The 22,494-nt window shown below is 61.8% G+C and carries 23 protein-coding genes; 15 read left to right on the top strand and 8 right to left on the bottom strand.

Annotated elements, in window-relative coordinates:
* Window positions 1-132: 132 nt before the first annotated feature.
* The gene (locus ACU680_RS26825; RefSeq protein ID WP_007963021.1) at window positions 133-426 is read right to left on the bottom strand and encodes a hypothetical protein; all 294 of its coding nucleotides are present in this window, start codon (window positions 424-426) and stop codon (window positions 133-135) included.
* A 239-nt stretch (window positions 427-665) separates the two neighbouring features.
* On the opposite strand from ACU680_RS26825, the gene ACU680_RS26820 reads away from it, so the two are divergent.
* The 5 genes from ACU680_RS26820 (at window position 666) to ACU680_RS26800 (ending at window position 5,189) form a co-directional block, all read left to right on the top strand.
* On the top strand, window positions 666-968 hold the full coding sequence (locus ACU680_RS26820; protein WP_007951009.1) for a MazG-like family protein: 303 nt from the start codon (window positions 666-668) through the stop codon (window positions 966-968).
* Window positions 968-1,717, top strand: a complete 750-nt coding sequence (locus ACU680_RS26815; RefSeq protein WP_448180997.1) for a methyltransferase — start codon at window positions 968-970, stop codon at window positions 1,715-1,717. Before ACU680_RS26820 ends, ACU680_RS26815 begins: the two co-directional genes overlap by 1 nt.
* A 12-nt stretch (window positions 1,718-1,729) precedes the next feature.
* Window positions 1,730-2,341, top strand: coding sequence for a DUF4136 domain-containing protein (locus ACU680_RS26810; protein WP_448180996.1), 612 nt, complete (start codon window positions 1,730-1,732; stop codon window positions 2,339-2,341).
* 51 nt (window positions 2,342-2,392) lie between these two features.
* A complete protein-coding gene (locus tag ACU680_RS26805; RefSeq protein ID WP_400760415.1) occupies window positions 2,393-2,950 on the top strand; it encodes a DUF4136 domain-containing protein in 558 nt (185 codons plus the stop codon).
* A gap of 250 nt (window positions 2,951-3,200) precedes the next feature.
* Complete coding sequence (locus ACU680_RS26800) at window positions 3,201-5,189, top strand: pilus assembly protein TadG-related protein (protein WP_007963017.1); 1,989 nt, start codon at window positions 3,201-3,203, stop codon at window positions 5,187-5,189.
* On the opposite strand, the gene ACU680_RS26795 is transcribed toward ACU680_RS26800, so the two are convergent.
* The gene (locus tag ACU680_RS26795; protein ID WP_448180995.1) at window positions 5,186-7,933 is read right to left on the bottom strand and encodes a PAS domain-containing sensor histidine kinase; all 2,748 of its coding nucleotides are present in this window, start codon (window positions 7,931-7,933) and stop codon (window positions 5,186-5,188) included. The genes ACU680_RS26800 and ACU680_RS26795 overlap by 4 nt on opposite strands.
* On the bottom strand, window positions 7,930-8,376 hold the full coding sequence (locus ACU680_RS26790) for a TadE/TadG family type IV pilus assembly protein (RefSeq protein ID WP_007963015.1): 447 nt from the start codon (window positions 8,374-8,376) through the stop codon (window positions 7,930-7,932). Before ACU680_RS26790 ends, ACU680_RS26795 begins: the two co-directional genes overlap by 4 nt.
* Window positions 8,377-8,451: 75 nt before the next feature.
* Here ACU680_RS26790 and ACU680_RS26785 point away from each other — a divergent pair, with 75 nt between their 5' ends.
* Together ACU680_RS26785 and ACU680_RS26780 are read left to right on the top strand one after the other, a co-directional pair.
* Entirely contained in the window at window positions 8,452-8,922 is a 471-nt protein-coding gene (locus ACU680_RS26785; protein ID WP_448180994.1) for an A24 family peptidase, read from the top strand.
* 118 nt (window positions 8,923-9,040) lie between these two features.
* Entirely contained in the window at window positions 9,041-9,826 is a 786-nt protein-coding gene (locus tag ACU680_RS26780) for a response regulator (protein WP_400760423.1), read from the top strand.
* A gap of 60 nt (window positions 9,827-9,886) precedes the next feature.
* On the opposite strand, the gene ACU680_RS26775 is transcribed toward ACU680_RS26780, so the two are convergent.
* From ACU680_RS26775 to ACU680_RS26765, 3 genes are all read right to left on the bottom strand, one after another.
* Window positions 9,887-10,294 carry a response regulator gene (locus ACU680_RS26775; RefSeq protein WP_095138201.1) on the bottom strand — a complete coding sequence of 136 codons (408 nt, stop codon included), beginning with the start codon at window positions 10,292-10,294 and terminating at the stop codon, window positions 9,887-9,889.
* A gap of 66 nt (window positions 10,295-10,360) precedes the next feature.
* Window positions 10,361-10,573 (bottom strand): Flp family type IVb pilin, encoded by a 213-nt coding sequence (locus ACU680_RS26770; protein ID WP_007963011.1) that lies wholly within the window; start codon window positions 10,571-10,573, stop codon window positions 10,361-10,363.
* A gap of 118 nt (window positions 10,574-10,691) precedes the next feature.
* Window positions 10,692-10,907 (bottom strand): Flp family type IVb pilin, encoded by a 216-nt coding sequence (locus tag ACU680_RS26765; RefSeq protein ID WP_007963010.1) that lies wholly within the window; start codon window positions 10,905-10,907, stop codon window positions 10,692-10,694.
* A gap of 335 nt (window positions 10,908-11,242) precedes the next feature.
* Between ACU680_RS26765 and cpaB the strand changes: the two genes are divergently transcribed.
* The 8 genes from cpaB to ACU680_RS26725 are packed head-to-tail and all read left to right on the top strand — an operon-like array spanning window position 11,243 to window position 18,699.
* Entirely contained in the window at window positions 11,243-12,178 is a 936-nt protein-coding gene (cpaB, locus tag ACU680_RS26760) for a Flp pilus assembly protein CpaB (protein WP_448180993.1), read from the top strand.
* Between the two features lie 20 nt (window positions 12,179-12,198).
* The gene (locus ACU680_RS26755) at window positions 12,199-13,422 is read left to right on the top strand and encodes a type II and III secretion system protein family protein (RefSeq protein WP_400760429.1); all 1,224 of its coding nucleotides are present in this window, start codon (window positions 12,199-12,201) and stop codon (window positions 13,420-13,422) included.
* Window positions 13,419-14,609: a CpaE/TadZ family protein gene (locus tag ACU680_RS26750; RefSeq protein ID WP_448180992.1), complete on the top strand. Its 1,191-nt coding sequence runs from the start codon at window positions 13,419-13,421 to the stop codon at window positions 14,607-14,609. Before ACU680_RS26755 ends, ACU680_RS26750 begins: the two co-directional genes overlap by 4 nt.
* Entirely contained in the window at window positions 14,606-15,874 is a 1,269-nt protein-coding gene (locus tag ACU680_RS26745) for a TadA family conjugal transfer-associated ATPase (RefSeq protein ID WP_448180991.1), read from the top strand. Before ACU680_RS26750 ends, ACU680_RS26745 begins: the two co-directional genes overlap by 4 nt.
* Before the next feature lie 18 nt (window positions 15,875-15,892).
* The gene (locus ACU680_RS26740; RefSeq protein WP_007962998.1) at window positions 15,893-16,777 is read left to right on the top strand and encodes a type II secretion system F family protein; all 885 of its coding nucleotides are present in this window, start codon (window positions 15,893-15,895) and stop codon (window positions 16,775-16,777) included.
* Between the two features lies 1 nt (window position 16,778).
* Window positions 16,779-17,663: a type II secretion system F family protein gene (locus tag ACU680_RS26735; RefSeq protein WP_367082930.1), complete on the top strand. Its 885-nt coding sequence runs from the start codon at window positions 16,779-16,781 to the stop codon at window positions 17,661-17,663.
* Between the two features lie 23 nt (window positions 17,664-17,686).
* Complete coding sequence (locus ACU680_RS26730; protein ID WP_367082932.1) at window positions 17,687-18,409, top strand: tetratricopeptide repeat protein; 723 nt, start codon at window positions 17,687-17,689, stop codon at window positions 18,407-18,409.
* A 17-nt stretch (window positions 18,410-18,426) separates the two neighbouring features.
* Window positions 18,427-18,699, top strand: a complete 273-nt coding sequence (locus tag ACU680_RS26725) for a DUF3613 domain-containing protein (RefSeq protein WP_367082933.1) — start codon at window positions 18,427-18,429, stop codon at window positions 18,697-18,699.
* Window positions 18,700-18,766: 67 nt separating this feature from the next.
* Here the strand turns inward: ACU680_RS26725 and ACU680_RS26720 are convergent, their stop codons facing one another.
* Window positions 18,767-20,437: a ShlB/FhaC/HecB family hemolysin secretion/activation protein gene (locus ACU680_RS26720; protein ID WP_448180990.1), complete on the bottom strand. Its 1,671-nt coding sequence runs from the start codon at window positions 20,435-20,437 to the stop codon at window positions 18,767-18,769.
* Between the two features lie 134 nt (window positions 20,438-20,571).
* The gene (locus tag ACU680_RS26715) at window positions 20,572-22,212 is read right to left on the bottom strand and encodes a collagen-like triple helix repeat-containing protein (protein WP_448180989.1); all 1,641 of its coding nucleotides are present in this window, start codon (window positions 22,210-22,212) and stop codon (window positions 20,572-20,574) included.
* Window positions 22,213-22,494: the final 282 nt, after the last annotated feature.

Genomic DNA, 22,494 nt, shown 5'->3' with positions numbered 1-22,494 from the left:
GAAAACACAGGCATTGGTAGCTCTTGCTCGCAAGCTCTGCCGAGTGGCATTCGCCCTGATGAAGAATCAGGGCGAATACCGATCAGTTTGAGATTCTAGGGTTGCTGAGCAACATAGAATCTCCCACGAGGGCTAATGGATGATCCAGCTCAGCAACCACAACCCCAGCAGCAGCCAGATGATCCCGGCAATGATCGATGCATTCATGAACGCGCGAATCGCCGACCACAACAGCATCAAACCGACGATCAGCGCGAGGATGCTGATGATCGAGGTGTCCATGCCCAGCGTCTTCGCCAGGCCATCGACAAAGTTGCCACCAGCGTTGCTGAGAATGTTGAACAGGCCGCTGAGCCCATCGACGATGAAACGGATGATCGAACCCAGAGCCTGGCCGAGCCATTCGAAAAAGCTTTCTACCTGCATGTGTTCATCCTGATGAAAGAGCTGAGCCTTGGGCCACAACGCGGGTGGCCGAGTTCCCTGTCAGGAGTATGGCCCAATGCTGCGCCGAACGGAAAATCTGTAGGAGCTGCCGCAGGCTGCGATCTTTTGCTGTTGATTTTCAAAGGCAAGGTCAAAAGATCGCAGCCCGCGGCAGCGCCTACATGGGCCTTGCCTTCAACGCGTAACCCCCCGAAGCTATACGCCTTCAGGAGAGCCCGATGAACCTTGTTGAACTGACCGAACGCCTGCACGCCATTCGCGACCGCAATGACTGGCGGCAATTTCACAGCCCGAAAAACCTCGCCATGGCCGCCAGCGTGGAAATGTCCGAGCTGGTGGAGATCTTCCAGTGGCTGACCGAAGACCAGTCGCGCCAGTTGCCGGCGGACAAACTGGCGCATGCCGGGCAGGAAGTTGGCGATATCGTCCTGTATCTGTTGCTGCTGTGCAGCGAGTTGGGGCTGGACATGAATGAAGTGGTGCGCAGCAAGCTCGCCGACAGCGAACGGCGGTTCAGCTGATGAGCGACCGGCATTTCGATCAGTTGGCGACCCGGTTCGCCGAAAAAATCTACGGCGGCGCCAAAGGTGCGATTCGCCTCGCGGTGCTGCAGGCCGACCTTGCCGAAGCGCTGCCGGATCGGCCATTGCGCATTCTGGACATTGGCGGTGGTCTGGGCCACATGTCGCTGTGGCTGGCCGAACGCGGCCATGAAGTGACCTTCACCGAGCCGGCCGAACCGATGCTCGAAGGTGCCCGCCAGCGCTTCGCCGAAGCCGGGCAGAGCGCGACGTTCATTCAGGCGCCGTGGCAGGAGCTGCTCGGTCAGCTCACTGAACCGTACGATCTGGTGATCTGCCACGCCGTGCTCGAGTGGCTGGCCGAACCCCATGCGATCCTGCCGGTGTTGCATCAGTTGACCAAACCCGGTGGCTGGCTGTCGCTGGCGTTCTACAACCGTGATGCGCTGATCTATCGCAACCTGCTCAAGGGCCATTTCAAGAAAATGCGCAAAAACACCATGGCCGGTGAAAAGCAGAGCCTGACCCCGCAGCAACCGCTCGATCCGCGGGAATTGGCAACGCAACTCGAAGGGTTGTGGCAGGTCGAAACCCAGAGCGGGATCCGGGTTTTCCACGACTACATGCCGGTGGAATTCCAGGCCCGCGCCGAACTCGTGGATTTGCTGGAGATGGAGCTCGCTCACCGTCGCCACCCAAGCTTCGCCGGGCTTGGGCGTTACTTGCACTGGATCTGCCGGCCGATCTGATCGGAGCACCCCATGAAAGCTCAATCCGGTTTATTGCTGATCTGTCTGGGGTTGGCCGCCTGCCAAGGCAGCAACCCGTATGTCGCGCAGTCGCGGCCGTTGCCGCCGGCGCCGCCGCAAGCGGCCAACACCTTTGATCGCAGCGCCTACCCGGCGCCGACACGCGATTACGGGCGCTATCGCAGTTGGGCCTGGCTCAACGGGCAGTTACCGCCGGGCACGGCCTGGGCCGATTCGGCGCAGGTGGCCGAAGCGGTGAGCAATGCGCTGGATCAGCGTGGGTTGCGCCCGTTGCACGACAATCGTCCGGCCGATTTGCTGGTCAGCGCCAATCTGCGTCTGGAAACCCGTTTGCGTCAGGTGCAGGACGACTATGGCTACTACGGCGGATACGGTGGCTATGATCGTTATGGTCGCGGTTACGGCATGTACAACACCGTGCCGATTGTTCGCACCTACCAGGAGCAGGTCGTGGTGGTGCAGGTCAATCTGTTCGACGCCGGCACCGGGCAACCGGTGTGGAGCGCCAGCGCCGAAACCGCCAATCAGGGTAGCCAGCTCGTGCGCACCGACGCCATTCGCGAGGCTCTGGAAAAAGCCCTGTCGGCCTATCCGCCGAGCTAGACTTCATGTGAGAACGTTTCGCAGGTTCAGGCCTTCAACCGGAGAAAATCCATGTTCCGCCGTCTCGCTTTATTGACCATGGCCGCGCTGCTCAGCGCCTGCGCCGCCAACCAGGTCAACCATGATTTCGACGCCAGCCGCGACTTTGCCGCCTATCGCAGCTGGAGCTGGAAAGAACCCGCGCTGCAATACCGCCCGGATGATCCACGGATCAAGAGCGACCTGACCGAGCAACGCATCCGCCAGGCCGTCAGCGATCAACTTGACCAGCGTGGTTTGCGCCCAGCCGCTGCCGGGGCCAAGGGTGACCTGAGCGTGCAGACCTATCTGATCGTCGAGGATCGCCAGCAGCAAGTGACCACCAACTACGGCGGCGGCTGGGGTGGCCCGTGGAACGGTTACTGGGGCGCGCCGATGTACAACGAAACCCGCAACATCACCTACAAGGTGGCAACGATCCAGATCGACCTGCTCGACGGCAAGGACGGCAAACTGGTGTGGCGCGGCAGCGATGAGCAGATGCTCAGCAGCACGCCCAATCCACAGGATCGCAGCAACGCGGTGCGCGAAACCGTCAGCCGGATATTGGCCAACTATCCACCACGCTAGTCCGCTGTAAAAAACGGGAGCCCAAGAGGCTCCCATTTTTTGCCCACCACAAATCCCCCTGTGGGAGCGAGCTTGCTCGCGAAGACGGCGTGCCAGCCACATCCATGTTGAATGGCACAGCGCATTCGCGAGCAAGCGAGGTCTGCAGGGTTTTGTGCGGCACCAAATGGCGCGTTGCCACTAGCGCCGTCTACACTCAAATCCACCATCGGAGGTAGCGCTCGGCAACGCGCCGGCAAAGGAGTGCGCCATGTCGCCTCGTACGCAGTTCAACGGTCCGGCCCGGCAACGCGGGGCGATCGGGTTGATGGCGGCTGCCACCCTCAGTCTGGCGCTGGTGTTGATGTTGCTGGTGGTCGACACCGGTCGGCTGTACATGGAGCAGCGCAAATTGCAGCGAGTGGTCGACAGCGCGGCGCTGGAAGCGGTCAGTCGCGGCGGCAATTGTCAGTCCGGTCTGAGCGCGGCCACGTATGCCGGGCAAAGCGCGGTGCGCAATGGCTACATCGTCGATAGCAACAACACCCTCGCGACGACCTGCGGCAGTGTGCAGACCGCCGCCAGCGGCCTGCGTGCGTTTACCGTCGATGCAACCCAGTCGAGCGCGATCAAAGTGGTCGCCAGCCGCACGGTCATCACCAGTTTTGCCGGCGGCGTGCAGGCCTTGTTCAGCGGCTCGGCGGTCAGCCTGAACACCACGCTCAATGCCTCAGCCGTCGCCGCGCAACCGATACCAACGGTGGCGCAACTGAACATCCGCAGCACCCTGGCGAGCATCAACACCGCCCAGTCGAACATTCTCAATCCGCTGTTTTCCGGACTGCTCGGCGGCAACGTCAACCTCACGGCTCTGGGTTGGGATGGCCTGCTCAATACCGACATCAACCTGCTCAGCTACCTCAATCAACTGGCGATCAACCTCAACGTCGCCGCCGGCAACTACACGCAACTGCTCAACACTCAGGCCACGGTCACCCAGCTGATTCAGGCGGCGGCCACGGTGGTCCAGCTCAATGGTGCGACCGCTACGGTGATCACTGCGCTGGGTCAGCTGCAGGTGGCGGCGATCAATGCCGCACCGGTCAAACTCGGCGACATCCTGCAGTTGCAGACCGGCACCACCGCCGCCGGGCTGGATGCCAACCTGCAACTGCTGCAACTGATTCAGGGCGTGGTGCAACTGGCCAACAGCAAAAGCGCGGTGGCCGCGACCTTGCCGATCAGCGTGCTGGGGCTGGCGAATGTCACGGTGCGGGTCAAGGTGATCGAGCCACCGCAGTTCTCGGCGATTGGCGACCCGGCGCGGGCCAAGGCCAATCCGTTGGGGGCGGACCGGATTTATGTGCGCACGGCGCAGATTCGCACGATGCTCTCGGTGGATCTGCCGGTATTGAGCGGGGTGGCCGGGCTGACCAATGCGGTGCTGGGGCTGGTGGGTGGGCTGACCTCGACACTCAATGCGGTGCTCGGTCTGAATCTGGTGGCAGTGCTGAACTCGGTGGTATGTCTTGGCTGCCAGCAACTGGATCCACTGCTTTTGCCGTCGCCGAGAATCGATATCAGCCTGGATGCCGGTGGTGCCAAAAGTTATGTTACCGATTACAGCTGCCCGACCGGATCCACCGGTACCAAGAGCCTGACCGCACATACCGTTACCTCTATTGCCGACCTCAAACTCGGCAAGATCGATCCCACTAATGCGTTCTCATCCTCAGCCGAGCCGACGGTCACGCCATTGCCGCTGATCGACCTGGGCATCGCGACGTGTTACAGGGTCGCCGGGCTCGGCAGTTGCGACCCCAATTCGCATATTCAATACGGGGCGGGCGGGATCGCGATCATGCTGGATACCCCCGTCGCGCAAAACTCGCAGGACTTGCTGTTTTCCAGCGGTACGCCATTCGCGACACCCGCCAACCTGAAACTGCCGCCAAGCGTGCAATCAGCTGCGCCGACCTCCAATATCGTCGGCAGCCTGAGCAACACGTTGGCGGGGATCAATTTGATCGTATACAGACCGCAAGGCAGTAATCCACTGGGCGCAATCGTGACTGGCGTCGCCTCATTGATCAGTGACGTCACCAATCATCTGCTGCCTGTGGTGACCAACCTGGTCAGCCCGTTGCTCGATCCATTGCTCAACAATCTGCTTAAAAGCCTGGGCATCAACCTGATGGACGTCGACGTCGGCGCCAACATGACCTGTGGCCAGACCGGCAAGGCCTATCTGGTGATCTAGGGGGCCGGGGCAATCGGCAACTCGATGCAGAAACGTGCGCCCTCCAGCGAGTTGCGCACGCTCAATTGCCCGCCCATGTTTTCGATGATGCCGTAGCTCACCGACAGCCCCAGCCCGGTGCCGACGCCCACCGGTTTGGTGGTGAAGAACGGTTCGAAAATCCGCTCCAGCAAACGCGGCTCGATGCCGCCGCCGTTGTCCTCGACCCACAGCCGAACCTTGTGCTCGTCGCGCTCGGCATAAATCGAGATCCATGGCTTGAACGATGAGTCTTTCTCGCGTTTGCCGAGCAGCGCATCGCGGGCGTTAACCATCAAATTGATCAGCACCTGTTCCAGCTGATCGACATAACCGCGCACCTGCACGCTGAAAGCGGTTTCGCTGATGCGCAGATCGACACCTTTGCCGCGCATGCCTTCGGCGAGCAACGACAGCGTGCCTTCGATAGCCGAGGCCGGGTTGAACAGTTGCTGTTCGATCTCCGAGCGGCGGCCGAACACGCGCATGTGATCGACCACTTTCGCCGCGCGCTGCACCTGGGCATCGATGCGGTTGAGCTTGTCGGTGAGGTAATCGATCTGCACATCGCCGTTGCCCAGACGCTTGAGCACGTTGACGATGGCCATGCGCATCACGTTCAGCGGCTGGTTGATTTCATGAGCCAGACCGGTGGCCATTTCGCCGAGGGTGGCCATTTTCGCGCTTTGCGTGAGTTGCTGCTGCGAGCGCCGTACCTCGGTGTTGTCGCGGCCCACGGCCTGCACTTCAATCAAGCGTCCGTGTTCATCGAACACCCCGCGGTCGGACCACACCCACCACGCATGCTCGCGCCCAGGTAATTGCAGGCTGATTTCGGCGGTGCTCACCGGCAGCTCCGGGGTCAGCAGTGTCAGACGCTGGAGGAAGGCGGCGCGTTGTTCGTCGGACATCCAGCTGCCCAGATCGACCCCCGGCAATTGCTCCGGCGTGCATTCCAGATAAGTCGCCAGCGGCCGGTTGCCGAAGGTCAGGGTCAGGTCCGGGCGGTAACGGCAGATCATCGCCGGCGAGTCTTCCACCAGAATTCGATAGCGCTCCTCGCTGTGCCTGACCTGCTCGGCGGCGAGGGTCGCTTCGGTGACATCCAGCCACAGGCCGACGGCTTCGACCGGCAGGCCAAGGTCGTTGCGCAGCAGCCTGGCTTCGTCGAGCAGCCAGTGGTATTCACCGCGCGCGTCGCGCAAGCGATAACGCGCGCGGACCGAGCCTTCGCGCAACAGCTGGCGGGTGCGGGCGAAATACAGTTCGCGGTCCTCGGGGTGAATCAGTGGCACCCAGTCGGCGGCGCAGCCCTCGGCCGGCGTCCAGCCCAGCAGCGGCTGCAGGCTGGCGCTGAAAAAGTCAGGAAGCAGCGCACCCTCGACGTAGCGCTGCACATAAATCACTGCCGGCGAACTGGCGATCAGATTATCCAGCCGCGCATGGGCGGCTTCGGCGCGCTGCTGCTGGTTGCGCATGTCGCTGATGTTTAGCATGAACCCCACCAGCCGCCGCTGTTCACCGCTGCCGGCGACCTGGCCCTGCACGCGGTACCACAGCGGTGTCTGTGCGGGGCTGGAATTGTGCAGACGAACGTTAAGGGTCAGCGCTTCGCCATGCAGTTGCAGGGCGTGCAGGCGGCTGCGCAGTTCTTCGCGATCGGCCGGATGAATCAGTGCCAGCCAGTCTTGCACGGGCATGCGCGCACTGTCCGCAGGCAACACGTCGAGCAGCGACGGGGACAGCAACATCTCGTTGCCGAGCATCTCCCACCAACCGGTGCCGAGCAGGGTCTGCAGCGATTCGAGGCGTTCGCTGTATTGATGATGTTGCTGTTCTCGCAGGCGGCTGAGCAACGGGCCGGCGAGGGCGCTGGTCAGGGCCATCCAGTCGCGGTCGTTCAGGTGCGGGGCGGCAACGTCCACGGTGTAGAAGCCGCAGAGCAGCCACGCGACCACCCCACGATCGTCGCTGTAGGGCACGGCGAACCCGTTGGCGTTGCCGAACGTGGCCTCCACCCGCGCGTGTTCGTACCAACCATGATGGGTGCCGAGGCGTTGCGGCGCGCTGCCGTTGAGGCTGTCGAGCGGCGTGCCCAGACGCTGGCCGTCCTGCCACAGCAGCGGCGCGTCGTGGGCGCGATATTGCTCGTAGATCTGCCAGCCCTGCTCCTGTTCGTCGAGCAGGGCGAGAGCCAGACACGGGATATGCCAGCGCTGGGCGATGGCCTGTAATTGCTCGCTGAGCACCATCGGCAGACGCGTCAGGCTGCAAACGCGCAGGTGCTCGCTGATCTGCCCGGCAAGTGCCTGGCAGGCTTCGCGGTGGCGCGACTGCTGGCGCTCCAGCAGCAGGTCGCCGATGTCCATCAGTTGCAGCATCCAGCCCTCGGCCGAAGGCTGCAGCCAACCGCGCAGGTGCAGGGTCTGATCGCTGAGACCGGGGAAATCCAGGTCGAGCATTTGCCCCTGCCAGTCTTGCGGGCGGCCTTCAATCGCCAACGTACTGTGCGCGAGTAAATAAGCCGACAACGGCAGCGGCGAGTCGTGAGGCGGCTGTTGCGCCAACAGATGACGCAACGGCCCGGCCATCTGCAATACGCCGCCGTCGTGGTCCAGTTGCAGGTGCAGGCCCAGCGGCGGTGCGCCGAGATGATCGGGCAGTTCGTTGGCCGGCGGTGGCGCGCGCTTGAGCAGGCGCCCGAACAGATTGTCGCCGGCGGTCAAAATTTCAGGCTCGACGCGGCGGAGAGGGTGGCGGGCAGGCTCGGCACTGCACCCACGCCCGGCAGCACCAGAAACGGAATGACCTGATTGAGCTTGCTGGTGGGGTAATCGACCCTGACCGTCAGCGTCCCTTGAGTGGCGTCATACACCGCCGAGGTGTCGACGCCGACCACCAGGTTCAGCGCCGATGGCACCCACTGCAACTGCTGGGTCAGCGCGGTATTGGCAGTGCTCACCACCACGGAGGCGTAACCGGGGGTATTGGGGTCGACCGCGACGCTGCGGCGCACCGCTTCGGACGTCGCCTCGTTGAAAGTCTGCATCAATACAAACGGCAGGCTGTAGCTGACCAGCGCGTAGAACACGGCGAAAAAAATCACGAATACCAAGGCGAATTCGATCGCCACTGCGCCTGCCTGTGATTTTGCGAAGCCGGTTTTCATGACTGCGTCTACCCTGACGTTCACTGCGTAGTATCAGCATAGAATCATTCAGCAAAATCGGACGGATTTAACCGGATGCAGAGTTTAGTTCTCCTGATCTGGCTGGCCCTGTGCGCCGCCCAGGATGCCCGGCAACGGCGCATCTCTAATGTGCTGACGTTCGGTGCAGGAGCGCTGGCGCTGATCCATCTGTTGGCGACTGGCACCACCTGGCTCGGTGCCGATGCGCAGCAGGGACTTTGGGCGGGCGTGATTGCTCTGGTGTTGACCTTGCCGGGGTATTTCATGGGCCGGATGGGCGCAGGCGATGTGAAATTAATGACAGCCATGGGCCTTGCGACGAACGGTTTATTCATTCTTTGTGCGTTTATCGGCGCGGGTATCGCCAGTCTGCTCTGGCTACTGATCGCGCCAAGAGTCTGGCTTCATATGAGTCAACGACTTAGAGAACATCTTCGATATATGGAGCCGGGAGCGTCAAAGAAGCTGCCATTTGCACCGTTCGTGCTGCTGGGGGTACTGGCTTCGATTCATTGGATCCATTAGTCGCCAGGTGCCACTAGTTCTATGTACATAGTCGGAAAGTGCGTCTACTTTCAAATGAAGTGGTTACATCGCCAAAGTGCAGAAAAAGTCAGCTTTGGCCCGAGCAATGGAGTGGTTCGTGAACAAGCTTACGTCGGCGGTAAAAGTGCTCGTGGTCGATGATCAACCGTTGATTGTCGAAGAGTTGTGCGAGTTTCTCGAAAGCAGCGGTTACCGCTGTGTGCCGTGTGAATCCAGCACGCAGGCGATCGAACGGTTCAGCGAAGACGTGGAAATCGGCCTGGTGCTGAGCGATCTGCACATGCCGGACATGGACGGTATTCAACTGGTGCAGGAGCTGCAACGCATCAGTGGCAAACACCGGGTGTTCGAGGCGATCATGCTCACCGGGCGCGCCGACAAACAGGACGTGATCAAGGCGCTGCGCGCCGGGATTGCCGACTACTACCAGAAGCCGATCCAGCTGGATGAACTGCTCGAAGGCGTGAAGCGTCAGGAAGCAGCCCTGCAAGAGCGGCACAAGAATGTCCAGTTGGGACACCTGAACCAGAAGCTGCAGTTTCTCTCGGAATCCATCGACGATCTCTACCAGGACCTGGATAAGGTCCGGCGCAATCCGGCGGCGGTGGTCAAAGACATGCTCGGCGGCGACGGCGCCGAAGCCGAGCAGGAGATTCCGGCGATCTTCAATCAGCTGTCGCCGCGGCAACTGGATGTGGCGCGGCTGGTGGGCAAAGGGCAGACCAACTATCAGATCGCCTGCGAGTTGGGCATCACCGAAAACACCGTGAAATTGTATGTCTCGCAGGTCTTGCGCCTGACCCATATGCACAACCGCACCCAGTTGGCATTGGCGCTATCACCCAGTGCTTCGGCCGCCCGTCAGCGTGTGACAGCACACTGATCACGATTGCCTGTTCCTCGCGGGCAGGCAGTCAATTCTTCCAAAAAACCCCTGAGTGAATTACCCGGCCTGCGTCTTCGGTTTGGGGAACAGATTGTCCAGGGTTTCCAGCAGGCGCACGTGGTAGATCGGCTTGCGAAACAGGTCCAGCACCTGCAGGCGCAGCATGTCGCTGACGTCTTCCATGTCGGCATGTCCGGAGGTCACGATCACCGGCAGATGCTGGCGTGAGGTGTGTTCGCGCAGGCGTTTGATCAGCGACATGCCGGACTCCTCTGGCATGCGCAGATCGGTGATCACCAAGGCAATATCCGGAAAGCGGGTGAGGTGATGCAGGGCGAGTTTCACCGACGTCGCGGTGTGGCAGACAAAGCCCTCGCCCTCCAGTAGCTCGGCCAACTCAAGCAACGCGTCCTCTTCATCGTCAACCAGAAGCAACTGTTGGCGGGGGAGTGAGGAAGCAGTCATGGGCAGTCCCTGAAAAGCTGAAAGTGAGATCGAGTGTAGCGCGACATTCGCCGGACGCGACTCACATCAGGGGGTTTGCACCGGAGCGGTTTGTGCAGTGCCGCCGAGGGATACCAGGACGTTGTTGAAAATCGCAAAGATTTTCGCGCCCAGCGGTGTGATGAACACCACCACCACGACCGCCACCATAGCCACGACAATCGCGTACTCGATGGCTGAAGCGGCTTCCGTGCTGGCCAGAAAGGACCTCAGGCGCAATATCAGGTATTCAAGGATCATTGAAATTCTCCTCATGACAGCGGGAGATCGGACCTGTGAAATCCGATGATTGCCAGTGCCGGAGCGTTACTGTTTTCAGCAGGGGGCCAAGGCACTGGCAGAAGGGAAAGGATTTTGATTAAGGCGCGACTCTGCTCTGTGCCGTGCCACCGAGCTTGGTCAGCACCAGGTTGAAAATGGCCAGCACCTTGTCGCCGATGGGCGTCACAAACACCACAACCACGACAGCCACCATTGCCACCACAATCGCGTATTCGATGGCAGACGCGCCTTCTTCACTTCTGCACAGCAGCCTGGCCCTGGCCAGTAGATAGTCGATGATCATCCGAAACATACGTCCACTCCTTTGCGCCTCTGGCGCCGATCCAACGCTACAGCGGCATGCTTTCACCGTGCTATCAGAGCATTGTCAACAAACCCCCGCTCAACAACTGTAAGAACGGATTAATCACAAAGGATTAACCAGAACGTTAGTCGAGCCAAACCCTACAGTTAATTGGCCAAGGCTCATACTTTAGTGGGTTATTTTCCTGTCAGTAATGGCGTTTTTGCTCGGATCAGCTAGCGTGGAAATAGCGAAATCGTTGCATGTTCATAGCTGCCTGATCGCGAAAAATTCTCTCGACAGGAAGTACAGGCTGTCGGTGCAGCAGGAAAGGGAGAGCCGTCATGAACAGTCGCGTCACCATGGGTCTTGCAGCAGTGCTGCTGTTGGGAGCAATCGTCGTCGGTTACTGGGGCCTGGTCCTCAGTCGGCAACCGGCTCCCGTTGCTCAGGCGCCTGCCGCGTCAGCAGTCGTGGTGGAAAAAACCGTCGCCGCCGCCGAAGATCAAACCCGCCAGCCAGTGGTCGTGTTGTTGCACGATGTCCCGCCGTTCACGCCGCTCACGGCTGCCGATGTGGCAGTGGAAAAATTGCGCAGTGCGCCAGCCGGCAGCCTCGCCAGCGTTGATCAGGCAATCGGTCGCACGCCGTGGCGGCACCTGAGCGCTGGCACCTGGCTCAACGATGAAAGCTTTCAGGCCGGTGGCTCACTGGCGCGGATGATTCACAGTGATGAGCGCGCGCTGACCGTGGCCGTGGACGAAGTGATCGGCGCCGCCGGACAACTGATCCCCGGTGACTACGTCGATGTGCTGCTCTACCTGCGTCAGGACGCGAGCAATCTGCAGCAGTCGGCGCAGATCGTCGTACCGGCGATGCGCGTGCTCGGTGTTGGTGAGCAATACGGCCTGACCAACGATGGGCAACCCGCCAACCCAGCCTTGAGCGCCGACGAAAAACTCAAACAGGATCAACGCCGGATTGCTGCGCGCACCGTGGTGCTGGCGGTGCCCGAACAATTGCTCAGCCGGATGATGCTCGCCACTCAGGTCGGCACGTTGCGCCTGGCCGTGCGCAGCAGCGAAGAACAGCGTCTGGCCAGGTACTGGGCCGGTGAAACCCAGTCACCGGCGCACGTGGATAACGCCAACAGCCAGCTCTTCCAGTTCACCCAACTGGCCCTCGGTGCCGCGCCGAAAGCGCCGGCCGCTGGCGGCCATGGCGGTGCGCGGCCGATGGAAGTGATCCGCGGCAATCAGCTTTCCCAACAAGCCCCATGACTGAGCAAGGATCCACGTGCATGCAGAGTCGATTCAGGCCGCTATTAACACCTTTAGTCCGGGCCTTGATACTGATGGGACTGTCGATGAACGCCGCCATCGCGGCCACCGGCAATTGCTCGGCACTCGGCCGTATGCCGCCGGTGATCGAGATCGGCGAAGGCTTCCAGCAGGACATCCAGTCGCCGGTGGCGATCACCCGCGTGGCCATCGGCGACCCGAAAATCGCCGACGTGCACGACACCGGCAGCGCCTCGTTTCTACTCACCGGGGTGGCTCCCGGCGCCACCAGCCTGATGGTCTGGACGTCGTGCTCCAGCGAACCCCGCCAGAGCATGGTGTTCGTCAAGGGCAGTGCCACCGCCGCACTGACCAGCGCCAGCAGAATGCCTTCCGACGATCCGACACTGCCCTCGCAAGTGCAGACCGACATTCGTTTCGTCGAAGTCAGCCGCACCAAACTCAAGGAAGCCACCGCTTCGCTGATCGGCACCCGGGGCAATTTCCTGTTTGGTTCGCCCGGTACGTTGCCACCCATCGACGGCGTGCCGACGCCGAGACTGCCGGTGGATAACGGCTTGTTCAACTTTTCGTGGATCGGTGGCAAGACCATGGCGATCATCAACGCCCTGGAAACCAGCGGTTTCGCCTACACCCTTGCGCGCCCCAGCCTGGTGGCGCTGAGCGGGCAGAGCGCAAGCTTTCTGGCCGGTGGTGAAATCCCGATTCCGGTGCCTAGCGCCGGCAGCGACAACGTGTCGATCGAATACAAGGAGTTCGGTATCCGCCTGACCCTGACGCCGACTGTCATCAGCCACGACCGCATCGCGCTGAAAGTCGCACCGGAAGTCAGCGAACTGGATCTGAGTAACGCCGTGCAAATCGCCGGCACTACCGTGCCGGCCCTGACCATCCGCCGCACCGACACCAGCGTTTCGCTGGCCGACGGCGAAAGCTTCGTGATCAGCGGCCTGATCAGCACCACCAACACCTCGCAGGTGAACAAGTTTCCGGGGCTGGGCGATATCCCGGTGCTCGGCGCCTTCTTCAAAGGCTCGCAGATCAAGCGCGAAGAGCGTGAACTGCTGATGATTGTCACCCCGCACCTGGTGCAGCCACTGGCGGCGGACGCGCAACTGCCGTCGTTGCCGGGGGAAAAACTGCGCAACTACGACCCGAATTTCTACCGCATGTTCTTCCTCGAAAACGGCAACTTCGACAAACGCAGTGGGCTGTCCCAATGAACCAGAACCTGAGCCAGACCTTTCTGGCGATCACCCGTAACAACACCGATCTGGAGTGGCTGCAAGGCGCACTCGCGCCGCTGGGCCAGGTGGTGAGCGCCGGAGCCGGGGGCCTGGACGAATTGCTGGCGCTGGTCGACGTCACCTTCGCCAGCCTGGTGTTCGTCGGCCTCGATCGCGAGCATGTGGTCGCGCAGAGTGCGTTGATCGAAGGCGCGCTGGAAGCCAAACCGATGCTCGCCATCGTTGCGCTCGGCGATGGCATGGACAACCAACTGGTGCTCAATGCCATGCGTGCCGGCGCCCGGGATTTCGTCGCCTACGGTTCGCGCGCCAGTGAAGTCGCCGGGCTGGTGCGGCGCTTGAACAAGCGCCTGCCACCGGTGGCGGCCAACACGCAGCTTGGCGGCCTTACGGTGTTGTACGGCACGCAGAGCTATTCGGATGGCGCGCTGCTGGCCAACCATATGGCGCAAGTAGTGCAGAAGAGTGGACAGCAGACCTTGCTGCTGGATCTGGGCCTGCCGCGCGGTGACAGCCTGGCGCTGCTCGGGCTCGAGAGTTCGTTTCATTTCGGCGATGCCTTGCGTCACTTGCGCAGGCTCGACGCGACGCTGATCGACAGTGCCTTCACCAGCGCTGAAGCGGGTCTGCGGATTCTGGCGTATGCCGGCAGCGACGAGCCGCTGGAAAGCACCAGTGCCGCCGAGTTGTACATGTTGCTCAGCGCCTTGCGCCAACACTTCCAGCACATCGTCGTGAACCTCACCGGGCAGTCCGACAGTGAAGCCTTGCGCACGTTCGTCAGCCACTGCGACAAGCTGATCTGGTACACCGATCAGAACGTGCTCAACTGCCGCCGCAACCTCGCTGTGCTCAACTTGTGGCGCGAGAAGGGCATGAAGCTCGACCACGCGCGTTTGCTGGTGGACGGCTATCTGGGCAGCGTGGCCCCGGATGCTGAAACCCTGGGCAAAACCTTCAACCTCGAAGTGATCGCGGTATTGGCGGCCAATGCCGAAGTGCGCCTGAACGCCAAGAACCAGGGCGTCAGCCTGTTCGAACTGGCCCCGCGGGAAAAACTCACGCAAAGCCTGCGCGCTCTCGGCGAACGTCTGGCCAAGCGCTCGGAAGGCCTGGCCAAACCCAAGGTCACCTGGTTCGACCGCTTGCGAGGCACCTCATGAGCGCGGAAAAACTGTTCGGCGCGGTACACCACGGCGCGGTCGGCAATACCGATCACGAAGGCCTGAAACTGGTCCTGCATCGCTACATCATCGACGCCATCGAAGAGTCGGGGAAAAACCTGCTGGAGGGCTCGCGTCAGTTGCTGGCGCAGTTTGTCACCGACAAGGTCGCCGAATACATCGCCCGCCTGCACCTGGCGATTTCCCGCTACGAGATGGAGCGCCTGGCCGAGGAAATCGTCGACGAACTCACCGGTTTCGGCCCGCTGGAGGTGCTGCTGCGCGATCAGTCAGTGACCGAGATTCTGGTCAACGGCCCGCACCGGGTATTCATCGAACGCGATGGCGTGCTGCATCAAAGTGACCTGCGTTTTATCGACGCGCATCACGTCGAGCGGGTCATGCAACGGATTCTCGCACCACTCGGACGGCGCCTCGACGAGTCTTCACCGATGGTCGATGCGCGTCTGCCGGACGGCAGCCGGGTCAACGCGATCATCCCGCCAATCGCCCTCGACGGCCCCTGCCTGTCGATTCGAAAGTTCCGCAAGGACATGCTCAAGAGCAGTGACCTGATGGCGATGCAGACCATCGATGTGGCGATTTTCGAGTTCCTCCAGGAGGCGGTGGGCAAGCGTTGCAACGTGCTGATCAGCGGCGGTACCGGCACCGGCAAGACCACGTTGCTGAACATCCTCAGCCAATTGATCAACCCCCACGAACGTCTGGTGACCATCGAAGATGTCGCCGAATTGCAGCTCGGCCACCCGCACGTCGTGCGCCTGGAAACCCGCCCGCCGAACGCCGAGGGCCACGGTGAAGTCAAGGCCAGCGACCTGATCCGCAACGCCCTGCGCATGCGCCCCGACCGGATCATCCTCGGCGAGATTCGTGGGGTGGAGGTAGTCGATGTGCTGACCGCGATGAACACCGGTCACGACGGTTCGATGAGCACCGTGCACGCCAACAATGCCCAAGATGCGTTGTTGCGGCTGGAGACGCTGGTGGGGCTGACCGGTCGCTCGATCGCCGAGCGCACCTTGCGCCAGATGATCTGCGCCGCCCTCGACGTGATCATTCAGCTGACCCGCATGCCCGACGGCCGCCGCTGTGTCAGCGAAGTGGTGGAAGTGGTCGGCATCCGCGAAGACGTCTACGTCACCAACACCTTGTTTCGCCTTGATCGGCGTACCGGTTTCGGCTTCCTGCGCGAAGCGGTCAATCCGGCGGGCGACAAGTTGCGCCACGAGACCCACCTGGGCTGACCACATGGGACTTGCATCATGATCGGACCGGCCATTCTCATCCTCCTGTGTCTGATCCTGCTCGGGCTGTCGATCTGGCTGTTCGTGCACGGCATCCACAAGACCAACAACGAACGGGTGCTCAATCGCCTCGCGGCGGGGCAGCCGCAACTGGTCGCACAGAAACCGGCCTGGGTCGGGCTTGAACGGATGTTTTTGCGCGCCGGGCTTGGCCGTCCCACCGAACGTTTCGGGCTGTGGATGACCCTGTGGGGCGTGGCGATTGCCCTCGGTTATCTATTGGCAGACTGGATCGGTTTGCTGGCGATGCTGCTGGCGCCGCCGCTGATCCTGCGCCTGTACATTTCCTGGCTGTACCACCGGCGGATCAAACGCATGATCGAGCAGTTGCCGCAACTGCTCGACTACACCGTACGCAGTCTCAAGTCCGGCCGCACCTTGAGCGACGCGGTCATGGGCGGCATCGAATCGAGCGAGGATCCGCTGAAAAAAGCCATGGGCCGGGTGCAGCGCAACGTGCAACTGGGGGTCAATCTGCCGGATGCGGTCAGCGATTTCGCCGAACTCTACGAACAGGACGAATTGCGCATGTTCGCCCTCGGCCTCAAGGTCAACCATCGCTACGGCGGCAACGCCAGCGAACTGCTGGAGAACCTGATCAAGCTGATTCGCGAGCGTGACCAGGGCGCCCGGCAACTGCGCGCACTCACTGGCGAAACACGCATGACCGCGTGGGTGCTGGGTTCGCTGCCGGTGATTCTGGTGAGTTACTTCATGCTGACCAACCCCGGCTACATGCTCGGCATGTGGCACGACTCCGGTGGTCGGACCATGTTGATCATCGCCGTGGTGTTGCAAGTGACCGGTTGCCTGGCGCTGTGGCGCATGTTGCGGAGTATTTGAAATGGTCTATCTCGCCGCTCTGATGCTGCTGCTCGGCGCGCTGTTGCTGGTGGTCAATCACCTGCTGACGGAGCGGCGCCGGGTGCGCCAGGTCAACCAGCGGTTGCAGGGGCATCTGGTGCGCGAGAACCGTTTTGGTAACTGGCTGCGTGCTCTGGGCAACAGCAGGTTCGGCCAGCGCTCAGTGAGCATCGACAGCGAAACCCAGACCCTGCTCAGTCGCCTCGGCTGGCGCCGCGCCAGTGAGCGCTCGCTGTTCGCCGCCTGCCAGATCGGCACGCCGCTGCTGGCGTTGGGGCTGGCGATCTTTCTCCAGGAAGTGTTTTTTCCGCACGCCGCCAACCGCTGGATCGTCCCGATGCTCGCCACCGGTGCCGGTTACCTGTTGCCCAAGCGGCTACTGGCTTACGCCGCCGGGCGCCGGCAGAAAACCATCGCCGTGGAAATATCCACGTTCATCCCGCTGCTGCGCATCCTCTTCGAGTCGGGCATGGCGGTCGAACAAGCCTTGCGTGTGCTCAGCACCGAGGGGCAAAAACTGCTGCCGGAACTGACTCGCGAACTGCGCCTGATTCTGGCCCGGGTCGACTCGGGCCTGGAGTTGGGGCTGGAACTGAACAAAGCCTCGGTGATGCTCGCGGTCGATGAGTTCACCGACACCTGCGTGATCCTGCAGCAATTGATTCAGCAGGGCGGCGGAGCGATGAAATCGCTGCTCGCGCTCAAGCAATTGCTCGACGATCGCCGCCTGACCCGACTGCAGGAATACATCTCGAAGATGTCGGCGAAGATGTCGGTGGTGATGATGCTGTTTTTATTTCCTGCCTTGCTGATCGTACTGGCCGGCCCGGGGTTCACCGCGATTACCCGGGCATTTGCAAACTGACGTGGGCTCATGGAGAGCGTTTGATGAAAGCACTGATTGTCTTGGCAAGCCTGTTGTTGCTCGGTGGTTGCGCCACCGACGGTCAGGCGCCGTGGTCGGCGATGCTCGCACCGACCAGTTGCAGCAAGCTCGATTCCGAACAGGAACTGGCGTTAAACCTGGCGGACGATCTGGCCAACGACGGCAAGCTGCACGCCAGCCTGGCCAACCTGCAGAGCCTGCCCGATAAACTGGTCGAGGTACGCCTGCGCAAGGCCAGGGTTTACCGCTTGCTCGGGCGCAGTGAAGCCGAGCCGCTGTATCGCGGATTGCTCGGCACCTGCCTGACGGCGGACGCCGAACATGGCCTGGGCCAGATCTACGCCGCCCGTGGCGACAACGGTCAGGCCCAGGCGCACTTGCAGCGCGCGGTACGTCTGGCGCCGACCAATGAAAAAATCCGCAATGACCTGGGCGTGGTCTACCTCAACCAGTTGCGTCTTGAGGACGCACGCTTCGAATTCCTTACCGCTATTGAGCTAAAGCAGAACGATCAACTGGCCACGCTGAATCTGGTGAGTTTGCTGCTGTATCAGAACAACTGGCAGCAAGCCGCCGAAATCGTCAGCCGCGCGCACCTGACGCCGGAGCAGTTCGCCGACGCCCAGGCCCGCGCGGAAAAACTCAAGGTACCGACCAAGGCTACGCCACCCGCCGGCAATCAGGTGGCGGTGGTGGCGGACCCGCAACCGTCGACGCTCAAGTGACATCCAGGGAGATTGCCATGAACACCTTGTACCGTGTGTGCTGCCTGACCCTGCTCAGCCTGCCGATTGCGGCCCAGGCGATCGACGCCGGCCCGGCCTCGGCGCAGCAACAGGAAACCGAAGGCTGGCTGGTGCTGCAAAGCCGCAACCAGGCCGCCTCGACCAAGCCGCAAACCGCCACGGCGGCGGAGCGCGAACAGGCGATGCAGCGCTGGTTGAAAAAGTACAAATACGAGATTCCGGATTTCTACGACCCGGATGCGGGTGGCAAGATCGAGACCAAGAACTAGGCCGATGGCGTGGCTCAAACCAGTCCTCTATCGCCGACAAGCCGGCGATAGCGGACTGGCTGAAGGCCTACAACTGATAGCTGAAACTGATGCTGTAACGCGCCCGCCGATTGAACGTATCCAGCGCTTCATCCGACATCGGCTTGGCGGCCTCCAACGCAATGTTGTAGTACTTGGCATCGCCAAAACGCAGGCCTACGGCTGCCGATGACAGGTCATTGCTCTGCACCGCCAGCTTGTTGAACCAGGTTTTCGAACGGTCCAGCACCACGTAGGGTTGCAGGATGCGCACCCAGTTGCCGTCGCGATTGAAGCTGTAGTTGACCTCGTAAGCCGCGCCCCAGCCCTTGTCGCCCGACGCCTGATCGTCCGGGTAACCACGGCCGAAATTCTGCCCGCCAAATACCGCGCGCTCGCTGTCGGGCAGGGTGTCGTCGCTCCAGTACAACGCGGCCGACAGTACGCCCTGCCAGTTGTCGAAGAACTTGTCGCTCTGTACGCCGGAGAGGCGCAGGCGCAGGAAGTTCAGGTCCAGCGCCGCGTTGTTGGAATGCGCGCCCATGCTGTCGAGGCCCTGATACACGCCACCACTGAGAATCCGCAGCTGCCGGGCATCGGTCTTGCGCCAGTCGCCTTCGAACGCGAGGGCGCGCACGTTGGTGCGCTCTTCGATGCTGATCGGGTAGCCGACCACGTTGTAGCGGTTTTTGTCATCCACTGCATAGAGCCGCGCTCCCGCGTTAAGCAGCTCGTTGGAGGCGGCAATGAACGGGTGGCTGACGCCGATCGAGTAGCGGTCATCTTCCTTGTGCGGTTTGAGTTCAAAGCCGTCGCTGGTCAGCACATTGGTGCCCGGATCCGCGCGATAGCGTGAGGCGAACAGGCTCAGTTGCGTGCCTTCGCTGTTGAGGAACTGGTTGTAGTCCACACGGTAGTAATGCTCATGATCGTCCCCCGGCGGAAACAGTCCGCTGAGGGTCAACTGTTCGCCCATGGCGGTCTGCGAATTACTGCTGACCCCCAGCAAAGCCTGGGTGCCATTGCGGTTGTCTTCAGTGGTGCTCATGGTGCTGGTGAACGGTTTGCGACTGGCCTGGGCCACCAGTGTTGTTGCGCCGTCGGTGGTGCCGGGCGGCGGCACTTGCGCCTGGAGGGTCACCCCGGGAATGCGGGTCATCAGGGTGGTGTAGCGTTCGAAGGTTTTGCGGGTCAGCGGGCGTTCGGCCTGGATTTTTGCCGCCAGCTCGTCGAGCAGGCCTTTGACCCGGCCGACATCGCCTTGCACCTGCACGTCGCGCACATAACCTTCCACCAGCACGACCCGGGCCACGCCATCGTCGAAACGCTGTTGCGGCAGGAAGGCATAGGACAGCAGATAGCCGTCCTTCTGGTAACGACGGGTGATGTCGCGGGTGGCTTCGATCAGCTCGGCCAGGCTGATCTGGTGGCCGATGAGAGGTTTGTAGACTTCGGCCAGTTCGTTGAGCGGGTAGATCGTGCCGCCTTCGATCTGCACGGTTTTCAGATTGATTTTGGTGTCCATCAACAGCGGCTGCGCCGTGGCCGCGCCGGGGTCGGGGACTTGCAGAGGCGTGGCCGCGGGGCGATAGGCATCTGCCGGCAGGTTTGGCACGGGCAGGTTGCGGGTGGTTTCGTTGCTGTTGAGAAAGCTGGGCAGGGTGTCGGCGAGGGCGGCGGAACTGATACTGAGGAACAGCAGGGATGCCATTACGCGCATAGGACACTCCATGGTCAGATCACAGCGCTGAGTTAAATTTTTCCTAAGAAAAAAGCGGAAGACTCGTGGGAATCTTCCGCCCTCAACCAAGCGTAGGCGCTGTAGGTGAGGCCGTCGAATCGGCCAGGTGCAATTTAGCGTTTGTTGCCTCCAAGAGCGCCGGTCAGGCCACCGAGTACACCACCCAGGCCACCGGTTGCGGTGCCACCGGTGGCGGTGCCGCCGGTACTGGTGCCGCCGTTGAGCAGGCCGCCGACTGCACCAACGGTTGCGCCGACGTTGCTGACCACACCGCCGACGGCGGTAGTGACCGGGTTGTTGGTGGACGCGATGGTGGCGCCAACGGTGCTGACTGCGCCGCCGACCTGGCCGGTGAGACCGGCGACCGGTGCGCCCAGGCCTGTCGCTGCGCCAACTTGTTGGGTGACGCTGGTGACTGCACTGGTGACCGGATTAAGCCCGGCACCGACGGTGGCGCCGACGCTGGCCAGTGGCGAGGTAGTGGCGGTGATCGGAGTACCCGAGCCGCCGAGTACGGTGTTGAGCGAGGCGACGGTATTGCCCAGTCCGCCAGCCGTGACGCCGCCGGCACTGACCACGCCGTTGGTGCTGCCAGCGTTCAGCCCGGAGCCGACGTTGACCACGGCGCCGCCAACCGTTTGCAGCAAGCCGGTACCGCCCAGGCCGCCGCCGAGACCGCCGCCCAATCCACCACCGGTGCTGGTGCCGTTATCCACCAGCCCGCCGGCTTTGCCAACCGCGGTGCCGACGTTGGTCAACGCGCCGCCAACGGTGTTGGTCAAGGCGTTGCCGCCGCCAGCACCGGTTACCTGACCGCCCACGCCTTTGACGGCGCCACCGACCTGGCCGAGTACGCCATTGAGCGGAGCGCCGAGGCCGGTCGCAGCGCCGACTTTGTCGGTGGTGCTTTCAACCATCGCAATCACGGGCACCAGACCGTTGCCGACACTTTTGGTCACTGAACCGAGTGGGCCGGTGGTGGTGGCCAGGCTCAGGGTGTCGCCGAGCATGGTGACTTTTTCACCGACGCCGTCGAGTACCGGGGCGACTTTGGTGACCACGCCGCCGACAACCGGAACGCTGCCGGTGGCGGTCGCCAGTTTGCCGCTCAGGTCCGATACACCGTTGCCGACATCGCTGACCACGCCGCCCACCGAGGATGCGGTGACGCCCAGACCGTTGTCGACGGTGCCCAGTTTGCCAATGCCGTTGGCCACGCCATTGCCGAGGGTACTGACCACGTTGCCAGTGGTGTTGGCCGCGCTTTGCACGACGCCACCGACGACCGGTACGGTGCTCAGCGAATCGCCGACCTGGCCGACGCCATCACCGACGTCTGCGACGGTTTTGCCGACATCCTGCACCAGGGTGGTGGTGACCAGCGGAGTGGTGGTCGGGTTGGTCGGGTTGGTTGGACCCGTAGGGTCGGTCGGATTGGTTGGGTTGGTCGGATCGGTCGGGTTGGTTGTACCCGTACCGCCAGTACCGCCAGTACCGCCGGTGCCGCCGGTACCACCTGTGCCTGCGGTATCGGTGCCGCCGGTGCTGCCAGTGCCGCCGGTGCTGCCAATACCGCCAGTGCCACTGCTACCGCCAGTACCACTAGTGCCGCCGGTGCCCGACGTCGCGCTGTCTGGCGAAGAGCTGCCGGAGCTGCTGTGATGGCCGCCACCGCCGCTGCTGCAGCCAGCGAGGCCAAGGGAGAGGATCAATGCCAGAGCTGTTGCCGATTTGCACCACACTTGAGTTTTCATGATTGAGATTCCTTGCACCTGTAACAACATTCGTCGTTTTCGATGGCTCACCGATCTGTCGCCGGTAATGCCTCGTCCGTGGTGTCAATCTCAATCGCGCCGCAGGTTTCGACCATTCTCAAGTTGGTATTAACGCCTTTATATATAAGGCGCCGCGCCGTGCCTAAGGACTAATACCCAGGATATAGACGCATAAAAAAAGGCCTTGAAAATCAAGGCCTGGGGTTTTTCAGAGTGCGGCGCCAAGCGTGGAAAAACTTAAGTGATATATACACAATTTAC

The sequence above is a fragment of the Pseudomonas sp. LF020 genome (genome assembly GCF_053456425.1).
Note: the sequence above shows the minus strand (reverse complement) of the source record. Positions and strands in the feature narration are given on the sequence as shown.